We start from the raw sequence: 24,436 nt of genomic DNA, 5'->3' as shown, positions 1-24,436 counted from the left end.
TATTGTTCTCATATGAGGCGCATCTGTTTGGTCACAAGCACCAGGTGCGAAGAGTCCGTCGAGTCGACCAATATGTCCGAAAGTATCTCCGACATCTCGTTGGGGTAGTCGGAGCGGGGATAGAATGCATCTTGCGTGGGAACGATATTTCCTGACCGTTTCAGCAGTTTTCTGCATTCTGTAATTTCTTGTTGCTGGGCGAGGCGGCCGTTATGGTTCGTTGCCCCGGCCAGACGCAGTTCCGATTCGAAGACGGGACGTTTGAGCAGTTGGCACAGCATGTACACTATGATGTCGTCGTTTCCGGGATATTTCTTCTTGCATGACCGCCCGACCGACTCATATATGTTGTTGGACGGCGTTTTTATGATCTGATAGATCTTCGATGGAGGCACGGACCGTTCTCTTACAACGTTCATGTCGGCAAGGGCCCTGAGGTAACCTGTGAGAATGAGTCGATGGTGCTTGAAACCCAGCGCCTCCAGGTCCTTGGACAAGGCACTTATCGATTTGCCATCTTTCCCGAGACATCCCAGCAGTATTCTGAAGAAGTCTTTCTCAGGATTGAACATAAAGATTGGTAACAAATCTGGTAACTTAAACTTACTGTTGGGAGATGATCTCCTCTCGGCTTTTTTGAAGAATGCGCGTGCCATCTCGGGCACGGTTTTATTCAGATGTCCACATTGATGCAATATGTATCATTAATACATATTCTAAACATCTGGCCATTTAAATGATAACAATATTGGTAACAAATATGGTAATAAACAGTCGTCAATCTTTTACCAGTTATAGTTCAAAAAATACTTTATATCGACCAAGACCAAGCCGTATGGTCAGCCGAAAGAGAGGGGATAGGAAAGATGTACACGGAATCAGACAATATCATTAAGGGCGGATCCGAGTCCACGGATATAGGCCTCTTCGTCAGGTCTTCTGACGATAATCTTAAAAAGTGGGACAAAAAAAGGATTTATGACGCTCTCCTCAAAGAGACGGACATTACCGAACTCAATGCCATGCTCATAGCGAACGACGTCGACCGTATGGTCAAGCAGATCGGCATCCGCTATATCACCGCACCTCTGATCAGAGAGCTCACCAACGCCAAGCTCATGGAACACGGCCTCGAGGACATCAGGAAGCAACATACTCGCCTGGGTGTGCCGATATATGATGCGAGGGAGATCATCATGTCTCCCAACAGAGAGAACGCCAACGTGCCCCATGGCCCGGAAGCGACCAACCTTACGCTGGCGGAGAACATAAAAAAAGAGTTCGCACTCCTTGAAGTGTTTTCTCCCGATGTTGCAGACGCCCATATGTCCGGGCTCATTCATTTGCACGACCTCGGTATGGTCGACCGTCCGTACTGCAGCGGCCAATCTATAGAGTATGTAAAGAAGTTCGGACTGAACCTTCCCAATGCGATGTCTATCGCGAAGCCCGCAAAACATCCGGAGGTGCTCATAGAGCAGATCATCAAATTCTCCGCCGCGTTGCAGGGCCACTATGCCGGAGCGATAGGATGGGACGCATTCAACGTGTTCCTGTCCCCCTTCCTCGTGAACCTGGACGACAAGAGGATGCACCAGCTCGCGCAGATACTCGTATACGAATATGCGCAGCAGGCCGTCGCCAGAGGCGGCCAGTCCATATTCAGCGACCTAAACATCTACTGGGAGACGCCCAAGCATTTCATCGGCGTCCCGGCGATAGGTCCCGGAGGCGAATACACCGGGAAGAACTACGAGGACTACGAGGCCGAATCCCAGAGGTTCGCGATGGCGCTTATGGACGTCTATCTCGAGGGAGATGCGAACGGGAGGCCGTTCTTCTTCCCCAAACCCGAGGTCCATATCACAGACCGTTTCTTCCAGACGCCCGGAAACGAGGAATTCATGCTGAAGATCTGCCGTCTCGCTTCAGAGATGGGCAACACGTATTTCGTGTTCGACCGCGGAGACACCGCACGCGTCTCGGAATGTTGCAGGCTCTCATTCAATCTCGACGAGCAGGACATAGAGGATGCTAAGACCCCATGGAAGATGCGCTTCTCCGCCATGCAGAACGCCACGCTGAACCTCCCCCGCATCGCATATATGGCGAGAGGCGATGATAACGAGCTTTACAAGGGCATAAACGACGCTCTCGGGCTCGTGGTGAAGGCCCATAAGCAAAAGAAGGCATTCATAGAGGAGCTGCTCGCATTGGGCAACAGCGGCCCCCTGGGGCTGCTGACCATGAACCTTGACGGCGATCCGTATTACAGGATAGAGAAGTCTTCCTATCTTATCGGCATCCTCGGTCTAAACGAGATGGTCCAGTTCCATACCGGACAGGAGATGCATGAGTCCAAGGATTCGGTCAAATTCGGACTTAAGGTAATATCTTACATGAGGAAAGAGGCCGAGAGGATGTCCAAGGAGAGCGGGCTGAAACTGTCCCTCGAGCAGACCCCCGCCGAGTCGACCGCGTACAGGTTCGCAAAGCTGGACCTGAAGGATTTCCCGAAAGAAGCCGGTTCCGTGGTAAAGGGAAACCGCAACACCGGAGAGGTCTACTATACCAATTCCACATATCTGAACGTCGGAGCGGACGTCGGTCCCATCGAGCGTGTGAAGATAGAAGGGATGTTCCATCCCATCATAGACGCCGGAGCGCTCACCCATATCTGGCTGGGCGAATCGAAGCCGTCGGCGGAAAGTGTCGCATCTTTCGTGAAGAACACGTTCGAAAAGACACAGAACGGGCAGATCGCATTCAGCCCCGAGTTCACCTCCTGCCTGGATTGCGGCAAGACGTCGCGCGGACTCTCGGAGAAGTGCCCCTGCTGCGGGTCGGCCCGCATCGAAGGGATAACGCGCGTCACAGGCTTCTTCTCCAAGGTCTCCGGATGGAACAAAGGCAAGAAGGGCGAACTCGTGGACCGCCGCAAGGGCCAGTGTCTCTAAAACGGTTTCACTTCACAGGCGGCCCCCGAAAAGGGGCCGCAATCCGACCTTTCGGCCGGAGTGCGGTCATCTCCACAGATTACGTCTGCGCAGATATTCTATTCCGAAAACTACCGACACTACCATAAATATGATGATCGCCCAGAATCCCCATTCGTATCCCGAGAGGGGAATGAAGGAGAAGTTCATTCCGAATATCCCGGAGAGCATGGTGGGTATCGATATCACGAGTGTTATGGACGTCAGGAACTTCATAACGCTGGCCAGCGAGTTGTTGATATCGGATTCCACCAACTGGCGCGTACCTTTGATGATCTCGCTGTACGTCATGGTCATGTCTAGGGCCTGATCGGTCTCGATTGTCACGTCGTCCATTAGGTCGCGGTCATCGGGTTCCGTAATGAATTTGAACTGTTTGCTGAGCCTGTCGATCACCGAGAGGTTCATGCTGAGAGACGTCTTGAAGTATACCAGGTTGGACTCCAGCTCGTGCAGTTCGAACAGGTCGTTACGCTGGGTGCTGTTCCTTATCGATGCCTCGATGGCCATACGTTTCTTCTCGATGAGTTTGAGGTGGTTCTGGTACTGAAGAGCGACCCTGAACAGTATCTGCAGGGCGAATCGGGTGTGCTTTTCAACATTTATCGTGTTGATCGGCTTTACTTTACCGTTCATCAGCGAGCTTATGGCGAAGATGTTCTGCAAACACACCGTCACTATTGCGTTGGACGTTATGGTGATGGACAGCGGATAAGTGGTATACTCCTCGCGTTGGTTCCTGATCTCCGTTGCAGGAGCGTCGATCAATATAAGCGAATAATCGTTCTGCATCTCGAGCCTGGAGCCTTCTTCGTCATCCAGGGCCGCCGTGATACAGTCCCTGCTCACTTTCAGCTTTGTGCTCACCTCGATGATCTCCTCTTCCGTCGGTCTGATCATGTTGATCCATACATTGTCTTTTATCTCGTCGATCATGACCGCGCGACCGTCAACCATTCCATAGATCTCGTACATTCTTCACCCCCTTTAGAACATGATAGCAACGATAACTAGTATTAATAAGAATATCATGAGGCCCGATACCGCGCGCGTGACGTTTTCAGCCATGGCGTCCCTGGCCTTTTGATCCTTGTAATTCAGCCTGTTGAGCAGCTGGGTGACCCATCCTTTGAACAGGAATCCTCCATCGAAGGGGATCGCCGGGAGGGCATTCGTTATTCCCAAGAGGATGTTTACCCAGAACATCCAGTAGAAAAATGCTGCGACGATCCAGAAAATTTCTCCTCCGGGGGCGTCGAACCACCATTGGCAGTTTTCCGGGACGGGAGAGAACCCGCTCCACGCGATGAACGGATAACTGAGCAATGTCTGTATGCCGTCGGTAAGGCCCGTCGACCCGAAAGTGGGATCGGAAGCCGTCCCCATAATGTATCCGGGAGTAAGGAAGCTGATACCGCTGTAGGTGACCCCGATCCCTATGTATCCGACGCCGTTGTTGTTCCCAAGCGTGAGCGTCTTGCTTTCGGACGAGCCGTCGCTCAGAACGGTGTATGATATCGTCACTTCCTGGCCCTGCTCGGAGCCCGAAATGAAGTCTCTGAAATCCCTGATCCCGGTAATTGTATAGGACTCCGACCCTGTTGAGATGTTGTTGATAATGATGTTGTTCGGAAGTCCCGCCGATGAAGCGGGAGAATCTGACGACACGAATGACACGTAAAGGCCCAGCATCATTTCGGCGGTATGTTCCCCGTCTTCTGTGAGATAGGTCACGGTATGCGTAACACTGCCGTAATCCTCCTCCAGGGACAGAGTGAAGTATCCCATGTACTCGCTGGCGGTAACAGGCACATCGTCGATCATCGTTATCACCGCACCGGCCGGTATGCCCGCATCATCGGCAGGTGAGTCCGCGGTCACGCCGTAGACGCCTGCACCGTCGTCGGAGACGCCCGCGGCCGTCCCGACCGAGCCCAGCATCAATACTGCAAATATGAGGAACGAAACGACAGCGACAGCGAAATTGATCGAAATTCCGGCAGAAAATACGCTCATCTTACTGCGAAGAGACGCTTTCTCGGTATCTTCTTCGTTCATCTCGACGAATGCACCGAGAGGCACCACGGCATACATCAGTCCGGCGGACTCGACACGGATGCCGTTCGCCCTTGACTGAACGCCGTGGGCGAATTCGTGAATTACCATCGAAACGACCAGTGCGATCACTCCGAAAACAATGAACTGGGTCATATTGAGCCCGGCCGACACGAAAGAGGCGGTCCCGGAGGATGTGAACGCATAAGGCAGGTTGATGACCGCATTCGCCATGAAGAATATCATCACGGCCATCAGCACTATCGAAATTACACTGGATATCGCCGCGAACGCACCGCACAGCCTGCGGTGGGACCCGATGCTTCCCATAAGCTTCTGGCCCATATTCGTTCTGTACATCACCATCGGGCCACGGACCGAAAGCCCGAGCTCTGCGGCCTTAGGCGAACGCCAGACCCAGACAAAGATGGGTACATACAGAACGGCGAGCAGAATAATGATAATCCAGATAATGCTGATGCCAAATCCCTCGGACACACAATTACTTTGACTTATTAATCTTTACTTTATGCGATCCACAGACATAGGTATAGGCACGGCAAAGGAATTTCCCGGACCTGAACTTAAGGCATGACGATATCCACATCGGGAGGGTTCATCTCATAGATGATCCTCCGGGCCCATTCAAGCTTTTTCATTGAACGTTCCATATCGTCCCTGGGCTTAAGTCTGGGCTTTTTGAAATCGAATCCTTCGAGAAGTATCCTTTTGGCGCCGAAATGTCTCGCTGTGCAGACCGAACGGTCCCCGTCGGTGAATCCTCCGTAGTTCATGACCGTTCCGAACGGACGGCTCTGGGTCGTCAGTATGAGCGGTCCCCTGAACTCTCTAACATAACGCGCGACCGCGTCGTAATTGTCGCCGTGAGCCAGTACCAGCGTCACCGCGCCCGAGCCGCTGGCCTCGATCTGGGAGTCCACGTTTCCGTCGAGGTCGGTGACCACCATATGCGGCACGATCCCCGCTTCCAACACCCTCTCCGTCGCAGAGCCTGCAGATATCAGGGTCCCGCAAGGTTCTGTTTTTCCGATATCGTCTTCAAGCGATCCCGCGTCCCCGAAGACGGTGACATTGCGCCCTATAAGGTCGATGAGGACGTCGTCCATCACAAGGTCGGAGTTCAGCGTCAGAGCCTTCATGGCCCTGACCGAGTTCTCGTCCTCGTCGATCTCGAGGCCGAGGTCCTTCACTATTTCAAGGTATACGGGCTCCCACTCCGAATATTCCAACGTTCAGCCCCCTGCTTCCAAGGGGATACGCATCTCGCGTCTGAAATATGTCCTGACAATGGTCGCGACAAGTGCGAGCACAATTCCTATCACTATCTCGGCGGCGATGAGGCTGGTGATATTCAGGCCTATGCTTATGTAGGACAGCATAAGGTCTATCGCACCCGTGATGACCATTCCGATTCCCAGGACGTTTATGGAACCGGTTATGAAGCTGAGCTTGACCGCCCCTTTCGAAAGATATTCGTTTATGAAACTGCCCACGGAGAAGACCAATATCGAAAAAACTATAGGCCATGTGGCCACGGCGCAGAATCTGAGGATCATCTGATACTGCGAGGGGGAATAATAGTTCTGAACTGTCAGGACCCCCAATATCAGGCCCGACGCGGCGAGCGCCAGGGATATTAGGGAGAACGTGATGACCACGCTTCCGGACCTCAGATTCGCCGCCCAGCGCGACAGCCAACGCGAGACCCTGTCCACAAGGCTGTACCCATAGACGAGCAGGAGGGCACCTATTACCAGGATGGTCAGCACCCCGGATATTCTGGAGAAGCTGTTGGCGTCCAGCCCGTAGAAGTACATCATCGGCAGAATGTAGACGAACGTCATCAGCACCAGAAGCCACCCTACGGGCGTCATGTACCTCTTACGCTTTACGGGGTCCTCCAGCATCTTTGTTATTATGTAAACTGTACCTTCAAGCCCGGGGGACTGTTTCACGACGACCTTCCTGACGGAATCTATCGGGACCCGCGAAGAAATGACCGGGTAGACGTACTCGTCCTCCGCGCCGTCGCCTACAAGGATGATCCTGTCCGGATTCACTTCCTGTATGACCAGGTCCAGCTCCTCGATGACGGCCGAATCTGAACGGTATCCTATCTTCGAGTTGCCGCATATAAGGGCGATCTCGACGTGGGAGCCCTCGGTCAGCATGTCGCGGTAGATATTTATCGCGGCGTAAAGAGAATTTATGTCGGAGTCTTCTGGGTCGGCTATACCCAGGGCGGCCGCTGCCACGGAACAGTTCTCCACGCCGATGACAGGGGTCTCCACTCCCCCTTTGACGCCGAAATCGTCGTCCCTGTCGACAACAAGGACCAGTGTCTTCTTCACACGGGTAAACCGAATCCCAATGATAAACGCTTTGCCCCTTGGGAAATGATTAAAGACAGCGGTGCACTGTCATCGGTATGCTCATCAGATGGCACGGTCACTCATGTTTCGAGTTCGGATGCGAGCTCGGCACCATTGTAATCGACCCTCATGACGGTAAATCGATAGGTATCAAGGCACCTTCTCCGAGAAACGCGTCCGTGGTTCTGATGACCCACGACCATTACGATCATAACGTATCCCGGGTCATAAGCGGGGAACACAGGGACTATATGGGAAAGATCGGGAAGTTCAAGGTCGGACCGTTCGAGATCGAGGGCCTGCAATCATACCATGACGGCGAGCGCGGAACGAAACGAGGACTGAATACGATCTATCGTTTCGAGATGGATGGGGTATCTATATGCCATTGCGGGGACCTCGGCGCCATGCCCGATGAAAAAACGATGAACCGGGTCCGCGGAGCAGACATACTGTTCGTACCCGTAGGAGCCAATTACACCATGGAACTCCCGGAAGTGAAGGAATTTATAGCAAAGGCCGACCCAAGAGTGATAGTTCCGATGCACTATCGCGTGTTCGGCCTCTGTATAGCTTTGCTTCCGTTAGATGACTTTTTGAAGATGGTCCCTTCCGAAAATATCGACTATGTCGGCAACGAGATCGATCTGTCTCATGACGAGCTGCCGGAGCACAGCGAGTGCTGGGTGTTCGACCGTTGATCAGTCGTACAGGTCCAGCCCTTCTTCTATCCTTCCCATCTCGATGGGCATCGTAAGGTCGCCGACGAGTGCGCCTTTCGAATTGGCGATTATACCGGATGCGAGGAAATCGACGCCGTGGTTGACCGTCGTCCTCTTGCATTCGACCTTCAGGACCTCGGCTATCAGCCGTATTTCCTCGTCCGTCGTATCGTTATGACAGACGCATCCCTTGTTGGTCACTACGCAAACGGAACCGACGGTATCGCACCCCGCTATCGAGGAACGGACGCATTCGACACCGAAAACATCCGAGAATTCCTTAATGGCGGCATCCGTGTATATCGGATTCACGATCGCACCGCGGTCGTTTACAAGGATGTTGTTCCCCGCCGCGTTGAATCTTCCGGGGACTGTAGCTATGTTACCGGCGAACGACCTGATCTTTTCAAGTTCGTCATGCTCGGCCATTCCCGAGACCGCGATGCCGTTGGAGTTCATCGCCGTAAGCGATCCGACGACGAACGATCCGGCGACCGACGTAAGGATGGTTTTGACACCGAGGATTATCTCCAGGTCCCTCACGAAACCCGGTTCGGCGTCCCCGGCTACTAATGCAAGGTCCTCCCCCGCCGCGGCGAACACGCCGATATTGCAGTTTCCGCCGTAACGGGAGAGTCTTATCATGTTTATCACTCTGCGAGCGTTACTTCAACGAGCCCGTCATCAAATTTGGTGGCCTTCACGGCGACCTTCGAGGGCGGGTTCTGAATCCCGTTCTCCCAGATCTTCTCGTTGAGAGCGGTGTCCAGCCATACGTGTTCCTCGTCGACCTTCATGTGCCTCATCACGTGCTCCCTGACCTCTTTAACGGCGCGCTTGGCCCTCTTTGTGCGGGGTGCCTGCTTCGTCGCTCTGAGCGGGATAATGATGATCCTTTGAATTTCATCTGCCATCCGAATCACTCCTTGAGCTTTCCAATGCGCCACGATCTCCTCTTGGGGTGGCGGAGGAACTGTCTGCTAGTCCTTATCATAACCCAGGCCGGAACGCGGCGGTTCTGTTTGATCTTCTTGTTCAGCCTTGCCTTCATCGCAGGCGGTTTAGTGCTTGACATTTTTATCTCCTCTCGATTTTGATATCCCTTTTTTTAGGGGCGATCTGCTTGAGAAGTTCTTTGAGCATATCTTCGCTGATGACCTGCTGCAGTCTTCCCGACTGTGCAAGCTGGATAAGCTGATTCTCCACCATGTCGGCGTGCTGGGGGTCGGCCAATTTGACGTTGGCGAGCCTGTCCCTGGCCTCAGGAGTGAGAATCTGTCTTAGAATAGCCTGTTTTTGAGCTTCGTACTGCTGTCTCTGTTCATCTGCCTGCTGTTGCTGGGCGTACTGCTGCTGGGAAAACGACTGCTGCTGTTGCATTTCAGTCATCCTCTTTCTTCTCAAAGCTTCTAATTCAGGGTCATCCATATGCTCAAACCTCCTCATGCATTCATTTCGTCGTAGACCTCTTTGGCTGCGTTGTCGAGGAGCGACTGTCCTGCAGGAGAGATTGCCCTTCCCTGCTTGTCTTTAGAGACCAGCAGTCCTGCCGCCTCGAGCTGCATCATGCACTTTCTGGCGATGTTGCGGCTTCCCTTGACTGCCCTGTTGGGCATCGATCCCTTGTCAGCAAATCCTCCGTACTCGGCTGCGAGTTTGGAAGATCCCATCGGTCCTTTAACATAAAGCTTCCTAAGGATAGAGGCGGACCTGGTGTACCACCAGTCCTCCTGCATCGGAGCTTTTTCCGTGTGCCTGCCCGTCTTCGCATACTCGGCCCACTCAGGAGGGGAGATATTGTCATTCCTCTTGAGCTTTTCAGCCGCTTTAAGTATGAGTTTCTCGGCGGGAACATCATAGACAGTTACCATGCTTGTACCTCATGCGTCCGATACGTAAATATGCGGACAACAGCACTGGTATTGTGAAACTGTATAAAAGCATTGCTAGTAAAATAACAAAATACTTCAAACCCGCACGTTCGGCCACTTGCCCCCGTATGGACTGCGGACGAAATATCCGCCACGGCACCATGTCGGAACTGTCCGGCAGAGCGATCTCCGTGACAGGGACTAAGATGTTGCCGTATATTAATCATTTGGAACGGGCCGATACCTGAGAAACAATCTAATAAATGTTGATGATAATGGGAACATATGGGAGAAAATGTACAAGAGTTCTGCACCCATTGCGGGGCCAAGCTTGAAACGGGCTCGGCGTTCTGCCCCGAGTGCGGAAATCCTGTGGAGGGATCCGACTATCTGTACAGGTCCGGACCGGAAAGTGCAGGGTATGTCGTCGGCGTTCAGGATGCCGATAAGGCAAAAGCAGAAAAGAAACTGACCTGGATCTATTTCCTGATGGCAGGCTACGTGATTTTAGGTGTGATAATGGCTATCGTGTGCGTAAGCTTCGGGGCCCTTGTCGAATACATCGAATCAGACCCAGATTACATAGCCATGATGGCCGAATACGGGCTAACCTCCGCGGACATGTCCGCGCTCGTGGACTCCATGTTCATCCTCGGCATCATGTTCGCTGTTTCCGTGGCACTCGTGGCGATAAGTTTGGTCCTGAGCGTAACAAAGAGAAGGCACACTATCGCGGTCATACTCTGTCTCGCAGGCTCAGTGGTCTTGCTGTTCGGAGGGATCGATGGCATTCTGTTCCTTGCGGTAGGACTTCTGGTGTCGCATTTCTTATACAGAACGAAACCCGCGTTTAAAGACTGATAGCAAAACATTTTCCATAATTTCCGTAAATATCGGACGGAAATTATTATTATTTTTATTACTGGCACAATCCCTAATGAAAAAAAGTAAAGGGTTTGTCGAAGAGCGGTTCAGCTGAAGACGCCGTGCACGTAGTTCTTTGTAAGCTCGTTCTTGGGGTCGTTGAATATCTGCGCGGTCTCGCCGAACTCCGCGAGTTCGCCCATGTACATGAACGCGGTGTAGTCGGCGATGCGCATCGCCTGTTGCATATTGTGGGTCACGATGACCACGGTGTATTCTTTTGCAAGCTGGACGGCCAGTTCCTCGATCTTCTTCGTGGCCAACGGGTCCAGGGCGGAGGTCGGTTCGTCCATGAGAAGAACATCCGGATTGATCGACAGTGCGCGGGCGATGCACAGCCTCTGCTGCTGGCCCCCGGACAGTTTCATGGCATATGTGCTCAGCCGGTCCTTGACCTCGTCCCACAAAGCCGCTTTCTTAAGCGATTCCTCCACGATCTTGTCGAGCTTCCTCTCGTCCCTTATGCCGTGAATCTTGGGTCCATACGTTATGTTGTCCCTTATGGTCATCGGGAAGGGATTGGGGCTCTGGAAGATCATTCCGATCTGCGCCCTTACATCCAGCACGTTGGCCTCGGGCGCGTAGATGTTCTGCCCGTTGTATTCCACAAGTCCCTCCACCCTGCATCCGTCGACCAGGTCGTTCATTCTGTTGAAAACCCGTATCAGTGTCGACTTGCCGCATCCGGAGGGGCCGATGAGAGCTGTGATCTTGTTCCTCCTTATCGGCATCGAGACGTCGAATATCGCCTGGTTTTTTCCGTACCACAGGCTAAGGTTCTTAACATTCATAGCCAGATCTGTATCTTCGTTCAATATGATCACCATTTTGTGTTTTTAGAGTAATGATATCTGATCAGCGATGCCAACAGGAACATCGAAAGGACGATGCCCAAAAGCACGACCGCGGTGCCGTACTGGTTGGTAGTGGAACCTGTGACCTCGCCTGCCAGGAAATAAAGGTGGTATGGCAGGGCCATGACAGGTTCGAAAAGTGAAAACGACACCTGGGATTTGAATGCCACCGCAGCGGTGAACATGATCGGCGCGGTCTCTCCCGCGGCGCGCCCCAGGCTCAGGATTATTCCCGTGATGACCCCTCCTAAGGCCGCAGGAAGGACGACCTTGTAGATCGCCTGCCATTTGCTGGAACCCATTGCCATGGATGCTTCTATGAGGCTCTTGGGCACGGCTGAGACGGCCTGCTCGGTGGTCTTGATTATAACCGGCAATATCATGAACGCCAAAGTGACCGAGCCGGCGATCACGGAGTAGCCCCATCCGAGAGCCATCACAAGGGCGGACATACCGAAAAGTCCGAAAACTATGGACGGGGTCCCGTTTAGGGCGTCTACCGCGTTACGGACGGTGTGTGTGAACTTGTTTTCGCGTGCATACTGGGACAGATAGATTCCCGCGCCGATGCCCATGGGCAGTGCGATCAATGCGGTGAATGTCAGAAGCTCGAGGGTACCGGTGATCGCGGGCCAGATGCCCCCGGCGCGCCCTGAATCGCTGGGCATTCCGAAGATGAAATCGGTGGAGATCGCCGGAAGGCCCTTAATCAAGATATCCCCGATTATGATCGCCAGCAATATCAGCACAAAGACCATTAGTAACTTAAGTGACGCGTGCGCCGCCGTTTGTTTGTCGGTGGAACTGACATATTTCATCCCTTTCGATATCAGGACATATCCTATGGCGACAAGGCCGCCGATTATCAGTGCCAGATTGTTCGCGAAGAACAGGGAGAGCATCATCGAGGCCAACATGAACAATACCGCGGCCTTGAATACCATTTTTATGAGCGGCTTCAATCTGTGTATCGTTCTAAGGGTCTCGGCGTCGATCCTGCGGATTATCATGCTCTTAAGGTCGAAAGAATGTTCCGAGGCTTTGATTATACCGAGTTTCCTCTTCGTCCTTCTTCCGATCGCGTTCGCAGTGAGATTTACGATTATTACCGAAATAAGCAACAGAATTGCGACGGCGAACAACGAAGAATAGTGAATGCTGTTATAGGCCACTTCGGGCATTTCCAATGCAATGGTGGCCGTCAGCGTCCTGATGTTGGAAAATATGTTGAAAATGGGGTCCGGGATGATAGGTGAGTTGCCTGTGACCATTATCACTGCCATGGTCTCGCCCATTGCCCTTCCGATACCCAGTATCACCGCGGCGATAACTCCGGAAGATGCGGCCGGAAGAACGACCTTGGTGGTGGTCTCCCATCCGGTGGCTCCCATCGCCAGGGAAGCGCGGCGATATGAGACGGGCACAGCGCGGATGGCATCTTCGGATACAGATATGACCGTGGGGAGTGCCATGATTCCCAAAAGTATCGATCCTGCGATCCAGGATGTAGAATACATCAACTGGTCAGGGAAAAGATTTAAAAGGAACGGGCAAAGGACGACCATTCCAAAAAATCCGTAAACAATGCTGGGTATTCCCGCAAATACTTCGCATACAGGTTTCAATATGTTTCTGACCTTCTCCGAAGCTATCTCCGAAAGGTAGATCGCAGCTCCTACGCCCAGGGGGACCGCGAACAATATGGACCCGGCCGTCACCAATACCGTACCTGTGATCAGCGGAAGCGCCCCGTAGTATCCCTGGCTCGGATACCACAAATCTCCAGAAACGAATTCCCATATGCCGACTTCCCTAAAAGCCGGCAGGCTTAGGCCCGCGATGTAGATTATTATAAAAAATACTATGACCACGGCCGAGACGGCCGTGGCTGCCAAAACAAGTTTAGGTATGGCGTCCGGATTGAAGCGACGGGTCGTTATGCTCCTGCCTTTACCGTCGGGGGTTTCAAAACCCGTTCCGGTCTTTTCGACCTCTTCGAACCTGAACGCCATATTGCTGGAAGCCATGATCAGACCTCATGATTTGATGCAACAGGGGCGAACTCGTCCATGCATGACTGTTTGAATAACAGTTCTTTTCTTTTTTTGTGTTCCCCTTTTGTTGCATACATGTAAATCATCTCACAGCTCGGACAGACTGCCGAGGTTGACATACCCGATGGACCCGCCGATGCTCTTGCAGAGCGCAAGCATAGCGCCGGTCGAGTTAGTGGCAGAGTATCCCATCATGTTCTGACCGAATTCGCTGACGGTTATGCCGAGCGACTCGACCATCTTGGTGTCGAACGTCTCCCTGGTTCCGGATCCGTCCTCCCTTATTATGGGGGCGATATTGAGGTCATTTCCTCCGACTTGGTTCCAGTTTGTGTATTCGCCGTTGAAGATCTTGGCGATCTGGTTGGTGGTCAGGTCGGTCACGCCGGCGGCCTTGTCTACGACGATTATGACTCCGTCCTTGGCGATCGTCGTGGCTGTCAACGCGGACTCGGAGGGGGAGGAGGACTTAAGGTCCCTCGAGAGCATCCCTATGTCTGCGGTTCCGTTAATGGCTGCCGTTGCACCTGCTCCTGACCCTCCGCCGGTGACGTTGATCTCCACACCGGGGTACTTGGCTTCATATGCCTCGACGAATTTGACCATCATCGGCTGGACAGTGGTCGAACCGGCGACATTGAGTGTTCCGCTCGGGGCGGGGCTCATGGCCGTGTACTCTCCCTCGGTGAGCTCGACGAATCCTTCCTCAGAGACTATAGCCTGCCCTTCCGCGCTTAGGATCCACTCTATGAAATCCTGGGCCAGGCCGGTGGGCGCTCCATTCGTTGCAAGGATAAGGTCCCTATAGATCGTGTATGTACCGTCCTGGACCGTCTCGGCAGACGGCACCACGCCGTCTACGCTGAGTGCTATGTTCTCCATTTCGGAGCCGTTGTTTCCGTCCGACCCCCATACGAAGTAACCGGCACCGATGCCGATCCCGGCTCCGATAATTAAAAAGGTTGTCATAAGTGCTATTGTTTTGCCTTCCAAGGTTTACGCCTCACATTATAGGAGTATCGGATTGCATATATACCTCGTCGAAATATTATATGGTGGTCTATATATCGATATATTCTATTTTCACAATTAATGCGGGATAATTGGCACAGTTCAGGTTATCATGTCTGTATAATCGTTCATGTTGTTATTTTGGGAAGATACTTTAAAAAATTGCACCGGATCCCCATCGATCCGGGTTTGGATTTCTGTTTATCCATATCCAAACATGCTTGAAAACAATATCTTATTTTTAACTATATATGCAATATAGAAATATACATATTGATATAGATAAGCTTAAATCTAGATGTATCTTTAGTATGCTCGTGGATATAAGACGCATTCAGATCACTGGCGGATCATCTTTCATGGTTACGCTGCCCAAGGATTGGGCCGATTCCGTAGGACTTAAGAAAAACGACTCCGTCAGCCTTCAGGGTCAACCGGACGGCAGCATAGTCATCTATCCCCAAGGTACACGTAAGACAGCTGAACGGACGATCAAGACAATCGATGTAGACACTATAAACGACAGAGATTATCTCTATAGATTATTGGTGGGCTCATATATAGCCGGTCACAGTGCGATCGAACTGAAGTCGTCCGGGCAGATATCCAGTCTTGTTGCCGGAGTCGCTTCCTCGTTCACGCAGACCGCCATAGGCCTCGAGATCATGGACGAGAGCGACAACAGGATTCTGATAAAGGACCTTATGGACCAGACAGAGATGCGTCCCGCCAAATCGATAGAGCGCCTCCGGGTGCTTATAAAAAACCTTCTGACGGACGTTCTTGACGATGCCGAGGCCAAGAGGAAGAACATATATGAGGGCCTGGTAGACAAGGACAGAGAGATAGACCGTATCGATTGGCTCATCTCGCGCCAGGTCAACATCTATCAGAAGGAGTTCTCCCTTGCACGCAAGATAAGCTCGAACCTTTGCGAGATCACCAGAAGCAATACGGCCAGCAGGGCACTTGAACGCATAGGCGACCACACTCTTTTGGTCGCCAAGAATCTGGATATCCTACTTGCGGAACCCGGCACCGCTGAAATAGTCAAAGAAATCGTTTCGATCGGAAGGGAAGTGTGCGAGCAGATATCCACATCTGTCATCAATTGGCTGAACAAAGACGTGATTATGGCCAACAAGTGCATCGAGGAGAGCACCCGCCTTGTCAAGCGCACCGAACTGCTTTCGAGGATGGCCGCCAATCTGGACCAGAACGGAGGCACGTCCTCCAGTATGATCGCCGGGAGCCTTAGGCGTATGGCCGAGTACTCGATGGACCTGTCCGAACTCGCAATAAATTCGGCAATGGACTGACCGTCAGGTATTATATCTTCCGCGTACATCGGCAGGCATGAAATTCGCAGTCGCGATCACTGGCGCATCCGGTAGCATTTATGGCATCCGTTTGCTTCAGAATCTTCCCGGCGAGACGATGCTGATAGTTTCAAAGACCGCAAAGAAGATAATCCCCTCGGAGGCCGGGATGTCCATCGACGAAGTTTACGGCCTGGCGAACGAGGTCTACGAAGACGACGATCTTTTTGCTCCGCCTTCTTCTGGAAGCTACAGATACGATTGCCTTTTCGTCGCTCCCTGCAGCGAATCTTCTGTCGGGAAGTTCGCGAACGGCATAGCGGACACATTGATATCCAGGGCTGCCAGCGTCCGCATAAAGGAAAACGGCAGGCTTGTTCTGCTGATCAGGGAAACTCCGAAGAGCCAGATAATGCTAGAGAACGAGCTGAAACTCGCCCGTTGCGGAGCTGTCATACTGGACGCTAACCCGGGATTTTACTCCAACCCCAAAACTGTGGATGAAATCGTCGATTTCGTTGTGGGAAAGGCCATGGATTCGGCCGGAATCGACAACGAAATGTTCGCCAGATGGAAATGATCATTCCAGATATATGGCGGGCCTTCCGGGCACCGCCACGGATGATTTTCCCCTGGGGTCGTATTTCGTGCCGTCATCCGCGCTCAGCACAATGACCGGTATCCCTATCTCCTCGCTCATGAACCTGGATGCTTCCGAGAGGACCGCATGTTCGTCCGAGTCGGAATAAAGATGCAGTTTTGCGGGAGATTCCCTTACCATCTCCGTGGCGACCTTCTTGGCGAGCTCCGATGCCGCCTTTCCGTTGTTCCTTATCTCCGGGTCCGCCATGGATTCTTTCGTCAGGCCCGGAATGGTGAGTCCGTTGCCCGATTCTAAAATATCGGCGGCTATAGAGTAGATCTTTCTCTTCCAGGACGCTGCGGTGTAGATGTAGATCTTGGTGGCTTCTATGGATGCTACCTTCCTTATCTGTGCCACGTCCGATATGGTGGAACGTATCAGGTCCTCGCCGTACTCGGCCGAAGGGTCGGTCCCGCCGGATTCCGGATATAGCGAATCGGAAACGAAACCTTCGAATCCGGACATTTCCCAAAGCTCCTCTGCCATGTGCGGAGTTATCGGCATCATGCTCTGGATCCATATTCTCAGCGCATCGTTTATGACGGTCTTGTCCGAACCGCCGCGTCTGACGTACCACTTAAGGTCGTTGAACATTTCATAATATGCGGCGGTGGCCAACTGCCTGAGGTCGTACCTTTCCATAGAGCCACGTATGCCGGCCACATGGGCATGGAACCTCGAGTGCAGCCATCTGTCGATGTCCGACGTATTGCCGGACATCTGTATCAGGTCTTCCGTGAAGGAAAATATACGGTCGAGCCTCTGTTTATAGGATGCCACCATCTCTTCGTTCCACTCCACATCGACGAACATCGATGCGACGTGCGAATAATAGAGGCGCATGGCATCCACGCCGAAGGCCTCCACCGCTCCAGGAATGGGCTGGGCGCCCCCCTTGGATTTCGATATCTTGGACTTCTTACCTGTAATGTACCAGTTGACGATTATTCCTTTGGGCTGCATGTCCTCAGGCAGTATCGCCATATGATTGAACAGGAAGACGGGGAAATGGACCGTCATATGTTCCTTTCCTCCGAGGTTGACGTCCAGAGGATACCAGTATTTCACATCCTCGCGGATGTTGCCGAGCAGAGAAACACTGATCCCCGTCTCGGCGGCGACCTCCTTTGCGTCACCCCTGCCGAGCATAACATGATCGAAGAACTTCTCCGTCATGTTCTCCGGTTTGATGTTGCCATTGTTGGCATAGACTGAGATGATGTAGTATGCGGGATATAATGTAGAATCGGAGATGGCTTCGATGATCCACTTATCGTCGAACGGGAACCTCGTACCGAGCCAGTTTCCCTGTCTTACACAAGCGCGCTCCCTGAACCAGTCCAGTACGCCGTGGACGTTGGCGTAGTATTCCGGAGGATAGATGTCCATGTCCCTGCAATGCTCGGACGTCTTCCTTGTAAGCTCCTGATTGCCATAGTCGATGAACCACTGGTCGTCTACCCTTTTGACGTGTACGGTCTCGCCGCACCTGCATACGACCTCTTCCGAGAGGTCATAGAATATTTCGGCATCGCCGGAGTCGATCATCGCCTGCTTGATCTTGTCTTTGGCCTCGTCGACCCGCATTCCGGCATAGGGGCCGCAGGTCTCCCTCATACGGCCTGCATGGAAGCCGTCCTTGTAGACCTGCTTCTTGGCTTCTTCGAGCCTCGGATCGTCAGGGCCCGTGATGCCCATGGATTCAATGACGTCTTTTGCCGGCATGTCCCCGTATCCTTCGATTTTTATTATGGATATCGGATTGATCGAGGAGACGATCTTCTCGTCGAGACCGTATTTCGCGTAATCATTCGGGTGATCCTTGATATGTTTCAGGTTGATCCAGTCATCGGGCGAGTCGGAAGGTACGGACGTGACCATCCCCGTGCCCACTTCCGGGTCACAGAATGCGGCCGGAAGAATGAAAATAATGCGTCCGACAACAGGCGCCTTACAGGTCCATCCTATCATGTCGCGACCTCTTATCGTACCGATTACCTGGATATCGTCGAATTGCATGGCGAGCTTGTCTGCAGCGGTTTTGGATACGACCCATGTCTCGCCGTTGTGCGTGATTTTGACGTATTCCGTGTCAGGGTTGATCCAGAAGCAGACCTGACCGTAGACCGTCTCGGGCCTTAGTGTGGCCGCGACAAGTTTCATCTCTCCGAAGTCGAACTTCAGGAGAGTGTATTCCTGAGTCTCTGCGTTGCCGCCCTTGGAGATGTCCGTTTCCGATGCATCGATGGCTACGGGGCCGCAATTCGGACAAAATGGAGCGTAATATGGTTTCTGGATCAGCAGTCCCGCTTCCATGAGCTTTCTGAACTGCCATTTGATGAACATTCCGTAATCGGGATACAGGGTGCATGTGAATCTGCGCCAATCGGCCAGGAAACCAAACCTTTTCCAGTAGTCGTTCACATATACATTATTGAAGAAATCCACGACGGACATCGGGTCGTTGAGTTCCTTGAGCTGCCCGTCTGTGCAACCGTTGTCCTTCATGTATTTGATGATGTCCTGATCTTTACGTTTTATCCTTTTCGCAAGGCTGATGGCGCCGTTGCCTGTGGCGTGCGTTCCTACAGGGAACATTACGTTGTAGCCGAGGATTCTCTTGTATCTGCCTATGGCATCGGCATACGTGTAGCCGCGGAGATGCCCTACATGTAAGTATCCGGTCACCCCGGGATACGCGAATATTATCATGAATTTGGGCCTTTCGTCGCGAGAGGCCACGTTGATTCCGGCGGCCGACCACTTAGCCTGCCATTTTGTTTCCACATCAGTATAGTCGCGCGCCATAATTACTACCCGATACTGGCGATATGAAGTGCACACTGATTAAATAGTATTCTGTCGATCGAGCCATAGCCTGGTGGGGATCTTAAAGGCCCTGTCTTCGGCGTATTGTGTTCTTGTCGGACAAAGTAAGACAATGTCCGACAGTTTTAAATATCCTGTCATACATGTTATCGTAGAGCTAGAAGGGATGGGACTCTACAGGCTCTGCAGTGAGGTGGAATGGATGACTGACGACACAAAGGTCACGCTCAGGATGGGACCCGAGGAGATCCAATTGATGGATGACTATGTGGCTGAGCACCCCGAGGTCGGAACGAGGTCCAATTTCATACGCGCTGCGGTCCGTGCGTTCGTCGTCGGAGACGCAACCGACATCGACGGGCGTGCGGAGGAAAGCGGGATCTTCGTCCGCTTTCCCGAGGTACAGCTGATAGCCTTATCCTTGCTTAAGAAACAAGGAATATGCCTTAGCGAGGAAGAGTATGTCAGAACGTGTGTTCTGAAGAAGCTGATCACCGAGGAAACCGAAAAGGAATCCGCGGTGAACGCTTTCAAGACCGCGCAATATACCTCGAAATTGAAGTGAAGAGAAAAGGGATGGGATATCGAGCGCCCCGGCGGAGGGATGGGACGAGTCCGCCGGGTGTGCTTGGTCAAACGGTTTAAAGATGGGGGATGCACGAAATGGTTACGATCGGGACGGGCGATGGCGAGGTATACGTGGAGCCCCGCATCGCGGTAATCGGTGTCGGTGGCGCCGGATGCAATGCGGCAGGAAGATTCTACGATGATCTTAGGCCGGTAGACGTTATCGCTGTGAACACGGACAGGGCGGCGCTTGAGGACGCCCATGCCGACGTGAGGATCTTTATCTGCAAAGATGTGACCAAGGGAATAGGCACCCGAGGCGACGCAATTCTGGGAAAGAAGTGCGCCAGGATTCATGCCGAAGAAATCAGGGATGCTCTTAAGGGGCATGATATTGCAATAATCATCGCGGGAATGGGCGGCGGCACCGGTTCAGGTGCTGCAGCCGTAGTTGCGGAAATAGCACAGGGGCTGAACATGATCACAATGGCCATAGCCATCAGGCCTTTGTCCATGGAAGGAAGAGGCCTTGTGGCCGGAGAGGGCCTGAGGGCCCTGAGGTCCGTCTGCCCCAGCACGGTTGCTGTCGAGAACGACAGGATAGTCGAATTGTTCCCCGATATGACGATACAGCAGGCTTTCGATGCGGTAAACGAGGGCATCGAAGAGTATGTTATGAAAAAGGCGGACCATATCGCCGAGGCTTTAGCCGAGGAGAGCAATAAGGTCGGCCTGTCCGAGACCAAGGTAGGCGACGGACCGAGCGGTACCGCTTCCGCCGGAATGACGGTTTAAATAAAAGTAGCAGGAACGGCCCGGAGTCCTCCCCCGGGCCCGGTTCCTGATTTTAATTGGTTTTTGAGCGGTCCGCTCAAGCTTTCCCTTTCGAATTATAGTATTCGTACCCGAGGTCGAAGGCTTTCCTGTTGATGTCTGCGAACCTTTCGGGAACGGTCTCCAGAAGGGCGTCAAGCAAGATATCTCTCCCGATGGGGAATCCGTCGGCCGCGGCTACGGCGCCTATCATCACCGCGTTGGCGGCCACGGCCTTTCCCGCCTTCACTGCGAGGTCCGTGGCATTGATGGTTATCAGCCTCGGCGTTATCTTCCTCACGGCCTCTACAATTTCCTCTACGTCCGGATAGATATCAAAACCCGCCGCGACAGACGACGGAAAGATAGGCTCCATATTCATCAGTATGGCCGTATCCTTGTTGCACAGGACCAAGTTTCTGCAGGTCTCTGCAGGTTCGAAGCCCATCAACAGGTCCGCGCCCCCTATAGGTTCAAGAGGACTTGCAATGCCGTTTCCGAACCTGACCGTAGATAGTACGCTGCCGCCTCTCTGCGCCATGCCGTGGATCTCGCTCATAGCCACGTCATATCCTTCCTTCATGGCCGCATTTCCGAGCACCATAGAGGCCAAAAGAACACCCTGGCCTCCGACGCCGACGATCTGTACGGTATATTTCATTGCTTCACCTCCAACGCGCTTTTTGGACATACGTTGGCGCACATTCCGCATCCGATACATTGAACATCGTCTACGTTGACGGAGCCGTCTTTGCCCTTGAAAAGCGCCGGACATGCTATCGTCTTCAGACATGTGTAACATCTGATGCACTTGCTCTGGTCGATCTCGCATCTCTTGCTTACGAGCATCTTCTGCTTCTTGAGCTCGAGCGGACAGGCGCATTTAGCGATTACAACCGCTACCCCGTCGAATTCAATGGCCTCCTTGACCGTCTTCTGCATGGCCTTCACATCATACGGGTCCACGGTCTTCACGAATTTGACGCCTATGCCCTTCACCAGGTTCTCGATGTCTATCGGATCCGTCTTGATGCCTCCGAAGTCCCTCCCCGTGCCTGGGTTGGGCTGGTGGCCGGTCATCGCCGTCGTACGGTTGTCCATTATTATCATTTTGATCTTGTGGTCGTTGAAAAGGGCGGACATGAGGGGTTGAACTCCCGAATGGAAGAACGTAGAGTCCCCTATGAACGCAATCGGCATCTGGTCCGTAGACTGGGCGAACCCTCCTGCGGCCCCTGCTCCTCCGCCCATGCAGATGATGAAATCGGCAGCGTGGAACGGAGCCTGGGAACCCAGGGTGTAGCATCCGATGTCCGAGCAATAAACCACCTCCCTGTTGCCTACTGCCCGTTTGGTCGCGGCGAAGGTGCCGCGGTGGGGACACCCTGCGCATAGGGTCGGAGGCCTGCCCGGCAAAGATATGTCGGCCTTCGGCAGAGGTTTTCTGAAATCCTTAACCTTGACAAGGGTCGCTATGCCCGAAAGAACGTCGGGCGAGTACTCCCACTGCCGAGGGAAGTTACCGCTTCTTTTCCCGTAAATGGGAACTGCAAGGCCGTTCTGGGCCGAGATTCGGAGGACGGCGTCCTCAAGATAGGGCTCCAGTTCTTCAACGACGATTACTGCCTTCTTTCCTCTGACGAAGTCCGCCATCTTTTTCTCGGGAAGGGGCGCGGTGAATCCCAGCTTCAGCACCGAGACCCCGGATACGAACTCTTTGACGTAGGTGTAAGAGACGCCGGACGTGATGACCCCTACGTCACCTTCTCCCTCTATGAAATTAAGGGGGGATCTTTCGGAAAGCTCCATAGCTTTTTTCTGCTTCTCGAGCAACCTTACTCTGTTGGGCTTGGAATATGCAGGTATGTTCACGAACTTAGGGTCGTCCTTCACGAAATGTCCTTTTGCGACCGTTTCCCTGATAGGTCCAAGCTCCACGGGGCCGCGGGCGTGGTTCATCCTCGTGGTCGTACGGAATATGACCGGAAGCTCAACGGCCTCCGATATATCGTAGGCCGCCGATATCATGTCCTTGGCCTCGGCCGGCGTTGACGGCTCGACCATCGGAAGCAACGACAGTGTTGCGTAGTACCTGTTGTCCTGCTCGTTCTGAGAACTGTGGCATGACGGGTCGTCGGCCGTCATGATCAGCATGCCCGCCCTTACGCCGGAATAAGCCAACGTCATCATGGGATCTGCGGCCACGTTCAGTCCCACATGTTTCATGAATACGAATGAACGGACTCCGGAAGATGCCGCCGCTGCCGCGACCTCCATGGCCGTCTTTTCGTTCGTGGAGAATTCGAAGTACATCCCTCCTCTTTCAGCCTCCGTCTCCAACAGGTTCCCGACCTCGGAGGAAGGCGTGCCCGGGTATGTCGACGAGCACTTTACCCCCGCCTCGAACAGGCCCCTGGTGATGGCCTCGTTCCCGAGAAGGAGCTGCTTTCCATCTTTTGCCAATATATCCGACATTTTCATCCTCTTGTGTTGCTGTGTATTGCTACCGTTTTATTAAAATAGCTTACTTGAGTCATAAATAATAAAAACAAGTCCTACATACTTCGGCTGAGCGGGGGTTGCCAAGCTGGTCAACGGCGCAGGACTTAGGATCCTGTCCTTAGCGGTTCATGGGTTCGAATCCCATCCCCCGCACTTTCTCTGAATGGTTTCCGAACGAATACTTGCGGTATGTATACTGTGCCGTCGATTACTCCGTATGAAGAGACAGATGATCAAGATCGACGAAGAAAGGTGCAACGGCTGCGGACTGTGCATCGATGCATGCCAAGAGGGGGCATTGGCGCTCGTAGACGGCAAAGCCAAGTTGGTACGCGAGGACTACTGCGACGGACTTGGAAACTGTCTGCCGGCGTGCCCCCAAGATGCGATATCGTTCGAAGTGAGGGAGGCTCCGGCCTTCGTCGAGAACCCCGGTATCCAGAACGTCCCGTGCAGCTGTTCGGATGTGCCCTCGGTGATCTCCATCGGCGGCAACTCCACGGCCGAGGGGGAATTATCCCAGTGGCCGATACAGATCAAGCTCGTCCCGGTGAAAGCTCCTTGGTTCGAAGGAAGGGACCTCCTGATAGCGGCCGACTGCACCGCTTTCGCAGTGAAGAATTTCCACGAGAAGTTCATAAAAGGGCGTATCACGATCGTCGGATGCCCCAAGCTGGACTCAACCGACTACAGCGAGAAGCTCTCCGAGATATTCAGAAGCAACGATATCCGTTCCGTGACCTTGGTGAGGATGGAAGTTCCCTGCTGCGGGAGCATGACCCGCGCGGTGAGGGAAGCGCTCAAAATCAGCGGCAAGAACATTCCTCTGAAAGTATACACGGTATCGAGGGAAGGAAAAGTCCTGAGCGTCGAGTGACCCGGC

25 protein-coding genes and 1 tRNA gene are annotated in these 24,436 nt (G+C 53.0%); 10 read left to right on the top strand and 16 right to left on the bottom strand.

Annotated features, from left to right (window positions below; translation table 11 throughout):
• Nucleotides 1-8 precede the first annotated feature (8 nt).
• Entirely contained in the window at nucleotides 9-572 is a 564-nt protein-coding gene (locus VB016_05045) for a hypothetical protein (GenBank protein ID MEA4977897.1), read from the bottom strand.
• 294 nt (nucleotides 573-866) lie between these two features.
• Between VB016_05045 and nrdD the strand changes: the two genes are divergently transcribed.
• On the top strand, nucleotides 867-2,957 hold the full coding sequence (gene nrdD / locus VB016_05040) for an anaerobic ribonucleoside-triphosphate reductase (protein MEA4977896.1): 2,091 nt from the start codon (nucleotides 867-869) through the stop codon (nucleotides 2,955-2,957).
• Nucleotides 2,958-3,023: 66 nt separating this feature from the next.
• Here nrdD and VB016_05035 read toward each other — a convergent pair whose 3' ends face one another.
• The 4 genes from VB016_05035 to VB016_05020 form a co-directional block, all read right to left on the bottom strand.
• Complete coding sequence (locus VB016_05035) at nucleotides 3,024-3,971, bottom strand: magnesium transporter CorA family protein (protein ID MEA4977895.1); 948 nt, start codon at nucleotides 3,969-3,971, stop codon at nucleotides 3,024-3,026.
• 12 nt (nucleotides 3,972-3,983) lie between these two features.
• Nucleotides 3,984-5,549 carry a site-2 protease family protein gene (locus VB016_05030; GenBank protein MEA4977894.1) on the bottom strand — a complete coding sequence of 522 codons (1,566 nt, stop codon included), beginning with the start codon at nucleotides 5,547-5,549 and terminating at the stop codon, nucleotides 3,984-3,986.
• Between the two features lie 86 nt (nucleotides 5,550-5,635).
• Complete coding sequence (locus tag VB016_05025; protein ID MEA4977893.1) at nucleotides 5,636-6,301, bottom strand: 6-hydroxymethylpterin diphosphokinase MptE-like protein; 666 nt, start codon at nucleotides 6,299-6,301, stop codon at nucleotides 5,636-5,638.
• 3 nt (nucleotides 6,302-6,304) lie between these two features.
• Nucleotides 6,305-7,423: a DUF373 family protein gene (locus tag VB016_05020; GenBank protein ID MEA4977892.1), complete on the bottom strand. Its 1,119-nt coding sequence runs from the start codon at nucleotides 7,421-7,423 to the stop codon at nucleotides 6,305-6,307.
• A gap of 77 nt (nucleotides 7,424-7,500) precedes the next feature.
• Between VB016_05020 and VB016_05015 the strand changes: the two genes are divergently transcribed.
• Entirely contained in the window at nucleotides 7,501-8,145 is a 645-nt protein-coding gene (locus tag VB016_05015; protein ID MEA4977891.1) for an MBL fold metallo-hydrolase, read from the top strand.
• On the opposite strand, the gene VB016_05010 is transcribed toward VB016_05015, so the two are convergent.
• Genes VB016_05010 through VB016_04990 form a run of 5 tightly spaced genes read right to left on the bottom strand, consistent with a single transcriptional unit; the run spans nucleotide 8,146 to nucleotide 10,037 of the window.
• Nucleotides 8,146-8,811, bottom strand: a complete 666-nt coding sequence (locus VB016_05010) for a translation initiation factor IF-6 (protein ID MEA4977890.1) — start codon at nucleotides 8,809-8,811, stop codon at nucleotides 8,146-8,148. It abuts the gene before it with no gap.
• Between the two features lie 5 nt (nucleotides 8,812-8,816).
• Complete coding sequence (locus VB016_05005; GenBank protein MEA4977889.1) at nucleotides 8,817-9,080, bottom strand: 50S ribosomal protein L31e; 264 nt, start codon at nucleotides 9,078-9,080, stop codon at nucleotides 8,817-8,819.
• Between the two features lie 5 nt (nucleotides 9,081-9,085).
• Nucleotides 9,086-9,241, bottom strand: a complete 156-nt coding sequence (locus VB016_05000; GenBank protein ID MEA4977888.1) for a 50S ribosomal protein L39e — start codon at nucleotides 9,239-9,241, stop codon at nucleotides 9,086-9,088.
• A 2-nt stretch (nucleotides 9,242-9,243) separates the two neighbouring features.
• A complete protein-coding gene (locus tag VB016_04995) occupies nucleotides 9,244-9,594 on the bottom strand; it encodes a DNA-binding protein (GenBank protein MEA4977887.1) in 351 nt (116 codons plus the stop codon).
• Between the two features lie 14 nt (nucleotides 9,595-9,608).
• Nucleotides 9,609-10,037 carry a 30S ribosomal protein S19e gene (locus VB016_04990; protein ID MEA4977886.1) on the bottom strand — a complete coding sequence of 143 codons (429 nt, stop codon included), beginning with the start codon at nucleotides 10,035-10,037 and terminating at the stop codon, nucleotides 9,609-9,611.
• A gap of 53 nt (nucleotides 10,038-10,090) precedes the next feature.
• Here VB016_04990 and VB016_04985 point away from each other — a divergent pair, with 53 nt between their 5' ends.
• Together VB016_04985 and VB016_04980 are read left to right on the top strand one after the other, a co-directional pair.
• Nucleotides 10,091-10,285, top strand: coding sequence for a hypothetical protein (locus tag VB016_04985; protein MEA4977885.1), 195 nt, complete (start codon nucleotides 10,091-10,093; stop codon nucleotides 10,283-10,285).
• 37 nt (nucleotides 10,286-10,322) lie between these two features.
• Nucleotides 10,323-10,898, top strand: coding sequence for a zinc ribbon domain-containing protein (locus VB016_04980; protein MEA4977884.1), 576 nt, complete (start codon nucleotides 10,323-10,325; stop codon nucleotides 10,896-10,898).
• 110 nt (nucleotides 10,899-11,008) lie between these two features.
• Here the strand turns inward: VB016_04980 and pstB are convergent, their stop codons facing one another.
• The 3 genes from pstB to VB016_04965 all read right to left on the bottom strand — a co-directional run bounded on the left by pstB (nucleotide 11,009) and on the right by VB016_04965 (nucleotide 14,862).
• The gene (pstB, locus tag VB016_04975) at nucleotides 11,009-11,788 is read right to left on the bottom strand and encodes a phosphate ABC transporter ATP-binding protein PstB (protein ID MEA4977883.1); all 780 of its coding nucleotides are present in this window, start codon (nucleotides 11,786-11,788) and stop codon (nucleotides 11,009-11,011) included.
• Nucleotides 11,782-13,842 (bottom strand): phosphate ABC transporter permease PstA, encoded by a 2,061-nt coding sequence (gene pstA, locus VB016_04970; GenBank protein MEA4977882.1) that lies wholly within the window; start codon nucleotides 13,840-13,842, stop codon nucleotides 11,782-11,784. The genes pstB and pstA overlap by 7 nt, the downstream gene beginning before the upstream one ends.
• A 114-nt stretch (nucleotides 13,843-13,956) precedes the next feature.
• On the bottom strand, nucleotides 13,957-14,862 hold the full coding sequence (locus VB016_04965; protein ID MEA4977881.1) for a substrate-binding domain-containing protein: 906 nt from the start codon (nucleotides 14,860-14,862) through the stop codon (nucleotides 13,957-13,959).
• A gap of 335 nt (nucleotides 14,863-15,197) precedes the next feature.
• Between VB016_04965 and VB016_04960 the strand changes: the two genes are divergently transcribed.
• A complete protein-coding gene (locus VB016_04960; protein ID MEA4977880.1) occupies nucleotides 15,198-16,199 on the top strand; it encodes a phosphate uptake regulator PhoU in 1,002 nt (333 codons plus the stop codon).
• Between the two features lie 37 nt (nucleotides 16,200-16,236).
• Nucleotides 16,237-16,779 (top strand): UbiX family flavin prenyltransferase, encoded by a 543-nt coding sequence (locus VB016_04955; GenBank protein MEA4977879.1) that lies wholly within the window; start codon nucleotides 16,237-16,239, stop codon nucleotides 16,777-16,779.
• Here VB016_04955 and leuS read toward each other — a convergent pair whose 3' ends face one another.
• Entirely contained in the window at nucleotides 16,780-19,650 is a 2,871-nt protein-coding gene (gene leuS / locus VB016_04950; protein ID MEA4977878.1) for a leucine--tRNA ligase, read from the bottom strand.
• 133 nt (nucleotides 19,651-19,783) lie between these two features.
• Between leuS and VB016_04945 the strand changes: the two genes are divergently transcribed.
• Together VB016_04945 and VB016_04940 are read left to right on the top strand one after the other, a co-directional pair.
• Nucleotides 19,784-20,236 carry a hypothetical protein gene (locus VB016_04945; GenBank protein ID MEA4977877.1) on the top strand — a complete coding sequence of 151 codons (453 nt, stop codon included), beginning with the start codon at nucleotides 19,784-19,786 and terminating at the stop codon, nucleotides 20,234-20,236.
• Between the two features lie 98 nt (nucleotides 20,237-20,334).
• The gene (locus VB016_04940; GenBank protein MEA4977876.1) at nucleotides 20,335-21,033 is read left to right on the top strand and encodes a cell division protein FtsZ; all 699 of its coding nucleotides are present in this window, start codon (nucleotides 20,335-20,337) and stop codon (nucleotides 21,031-21,033) included.
• 76 nt (nucleotides 21,034-21,109) lie between these two features.
• Here the strand turns inward: VB016_04940 and VB016_04935 are convergent, their stop codons facing one another.
• Together VB016_04935 and iorA are read right to left on the bottom strand one after the other, a co-directional pair.
• A complete protein-coding gene (locus VB016_04935; GenBank protein ID MEA4977875.1) occupies nucleotides 21,110-21,712 on the bottom strand; it encodes an indolepyruvate oxidoreductase subunit beta in 603 nt (200 codons plus the stop codon).
• Nucleotides 21,709-23,532: an indolepyruvate ferredoxin oxidoreductase subunit alpha gene (gene iorA / locus VB016_04930; protein MEA4977874.1), complete on the bottom strand. Its 1,824-nt coding sequence runs from the start codon at nucleotides 23,530-23,532 to the stop codon at nucleotides 21,709-21,711. The genes VB016_04935 and iorA overlap by 4 nt, the downstream gene beginning before the upstream one ends.
• Before the next feature lie 91 nt (nucleotides 23,533-23,623).
• On the opposite strand from iorA, the gene VB016_04925 reads away from it, so the two are divergent.
• Both VB016_04925 and VB016_04920 read left to right on the top strand, forming a co-directional pair.
• Nucleotides 23,624-23,706 (top strand) — tRNA-Leu (locus VB016_04925).
• A 64-nt stretch (nucleotides 23,707-23,770) separates the two neighbouring features.
• Complete coding sequence (locus tag VB016_04920; GenBank protein MEA4977873.1) at nucleotides 23,771-24,430, top strand: 4Fe-4S binding protein; 660 nt, start codon at nucleotides 23,771-23,773, stop codon at nucleotides 24,428-24,430.
• Nucleotides 24,431-24,436 lie beyond the last annotated feature (6 nt).

This window comes from Methanomassiliicoccaceae archaeon, from assembly GCA_034928305.1.
Taxonomy (GTDB): Archaea; Thermoplasmatota; Thermoplasmata; order Methanomassiliicoccales; family Methanomethylophilaceae; genus VadinCA11.
The sequence above is the reverse complement of the archived record's forward strand: the minus strand, read 5'-3'. Positions and strand labels throughout refer to the sequence as shown.

What these genes read in the sequence shown, in the direction of transcription:
- VB016_04940 (MEA4977876.1), top strand. Translation starts at nt 20,335, where the DNA reads ATGGTTACGATCGGGACGGGCGATGGCGAGGTATACGTGGAGCCCCGC.
- VB016_04955 (MEA4977879.1), top strand. Translation starts at nt 16,237, where the DNA reads ATGAAATTCGCAGTCGCGATCACTGGCGCATCCGGTAGCATTTATGGC.
- VB016_05015 (MEA4977891.1), top strand. Translation starts at nt 7,501, where the DNA reads ATGCTCATCAGATGGCACGGTCACTCATGTTTCGAGTTCGGATGCGAG.
- VB016_04995 (MEA4977887.1), bottom strand. Translation starts at nt 9,594, where the DNA reads ATGGATGACCCTGAATTAGAAGCTTTGAGAAGAAAGAGGATGACTGAA.
- VB016_05005 (MEA4977889.1), bottom strand. Translation starts at nt 9,080, where the DNA reads ATGGCAGATGAAATTCAAAGGATCATCATTATCCCGCTCAGAGCGACG.
- VB016_04990 (MEA4977886.1), bottom strand. Translation starts at nt 10,037, where the DNA reads ATGGTAACTGTCTATGATGTTCCCGCCGAGAAACTCATACTTAAAGCG.
- VB016_05000 (MEA4977888.1), bottom strand. Translation starts at nt 9,241, where the DNA reads ATGTCAAGCACTAAACCGCCTGCGATGAAGGCAAGGCTGAACAAGAAG.
- VB016_04920 (MEA4977873.1), top strand. Translation starts at nt 23,771, where the DNA reads ATGAAGAGACAGATGATCAAGATCGACGAAGAAAGGTGCAACGGCTGC.
- VB016_05045 (MEA4977897.1), bottom strand. Translation starts at nt 572, where the DNA reads ATGTTCAATCCTGAGAAAGACTTCTTCAGAATACTGCTGGGATGTCTC.
- VB016_05010 (MEA4977890.1), bottom strand. Translation starts at nt 8,811, where the DNA reads ATGATAAGACTCTCCCGTTACGGCGGAAACTGCAATATCGGCGTGTTC.
- VB016_04980 (MEA4977884.1), top strand. Translation starts at nt 10,323, where the DNA reads ATGGGAGAAAATGTACAAGAGTTCTGCACCCATTGCGGGGCCAAGCTT.
- leuS (MEA4977878.1), bottom strand. Translation starts at nt 19,650, where the DNA reads ATGGCGCGCGACTATACTGATGTGGAAACAAAATGGCAGGCTAAGTGG.
- VB016_05035 (MEA4977895.1), bottom strand. Translation starts at nt 3,971, where the DNA reads ATGTACGAGATCTATGGAATGGTTGACGGTCGCGCGGTCATGATCGAC.
- iorA (MEA4977874.1), bottom strand. Translation starts at nt 23,532, where the DNA reads ATGAAAATGTCGGATATATTGGCAAAAGATGGAAAGCAGCTCCTTCTC.
- nrdD (MEA4977896.1), top strand. Translation starts at nt 867, where the DNA reads ATGTACACGGAATCAGACAATATCATTAAGGGCGGATCCGAGTCCACG.
- pstA (MEA4977882.1), bottom strand. Translation starts at nt 13,842, where the DNA reads ATGGCTTCCAGCAATATGGCGTTCAGGTTCGAAGAGGTCGAAAAGACC.
- pstB (MEA4977883.1), bottom strand. Translation starts at nt 11,788, where the DNA reads ATGGTGATCATATTGAACGAAGATACAGATCTGGCTATGAATGTTAAG.
- VB016_04945 (MEA4977877.1), top strand. Translation starts at nt 19,784, where the DNA reads ATGTCCGACAGTTTTAAATATCCTGTCATACATGTTATCGTAGAGCTA.
- VB016_04935 (MEA4977875.1), bottom strand. Translation starts at nt 21,712, where the DNA reads ATGAAATATACCGTACAGATCGTCGGCGTCGGAGGCCAGGGTGTTCTT.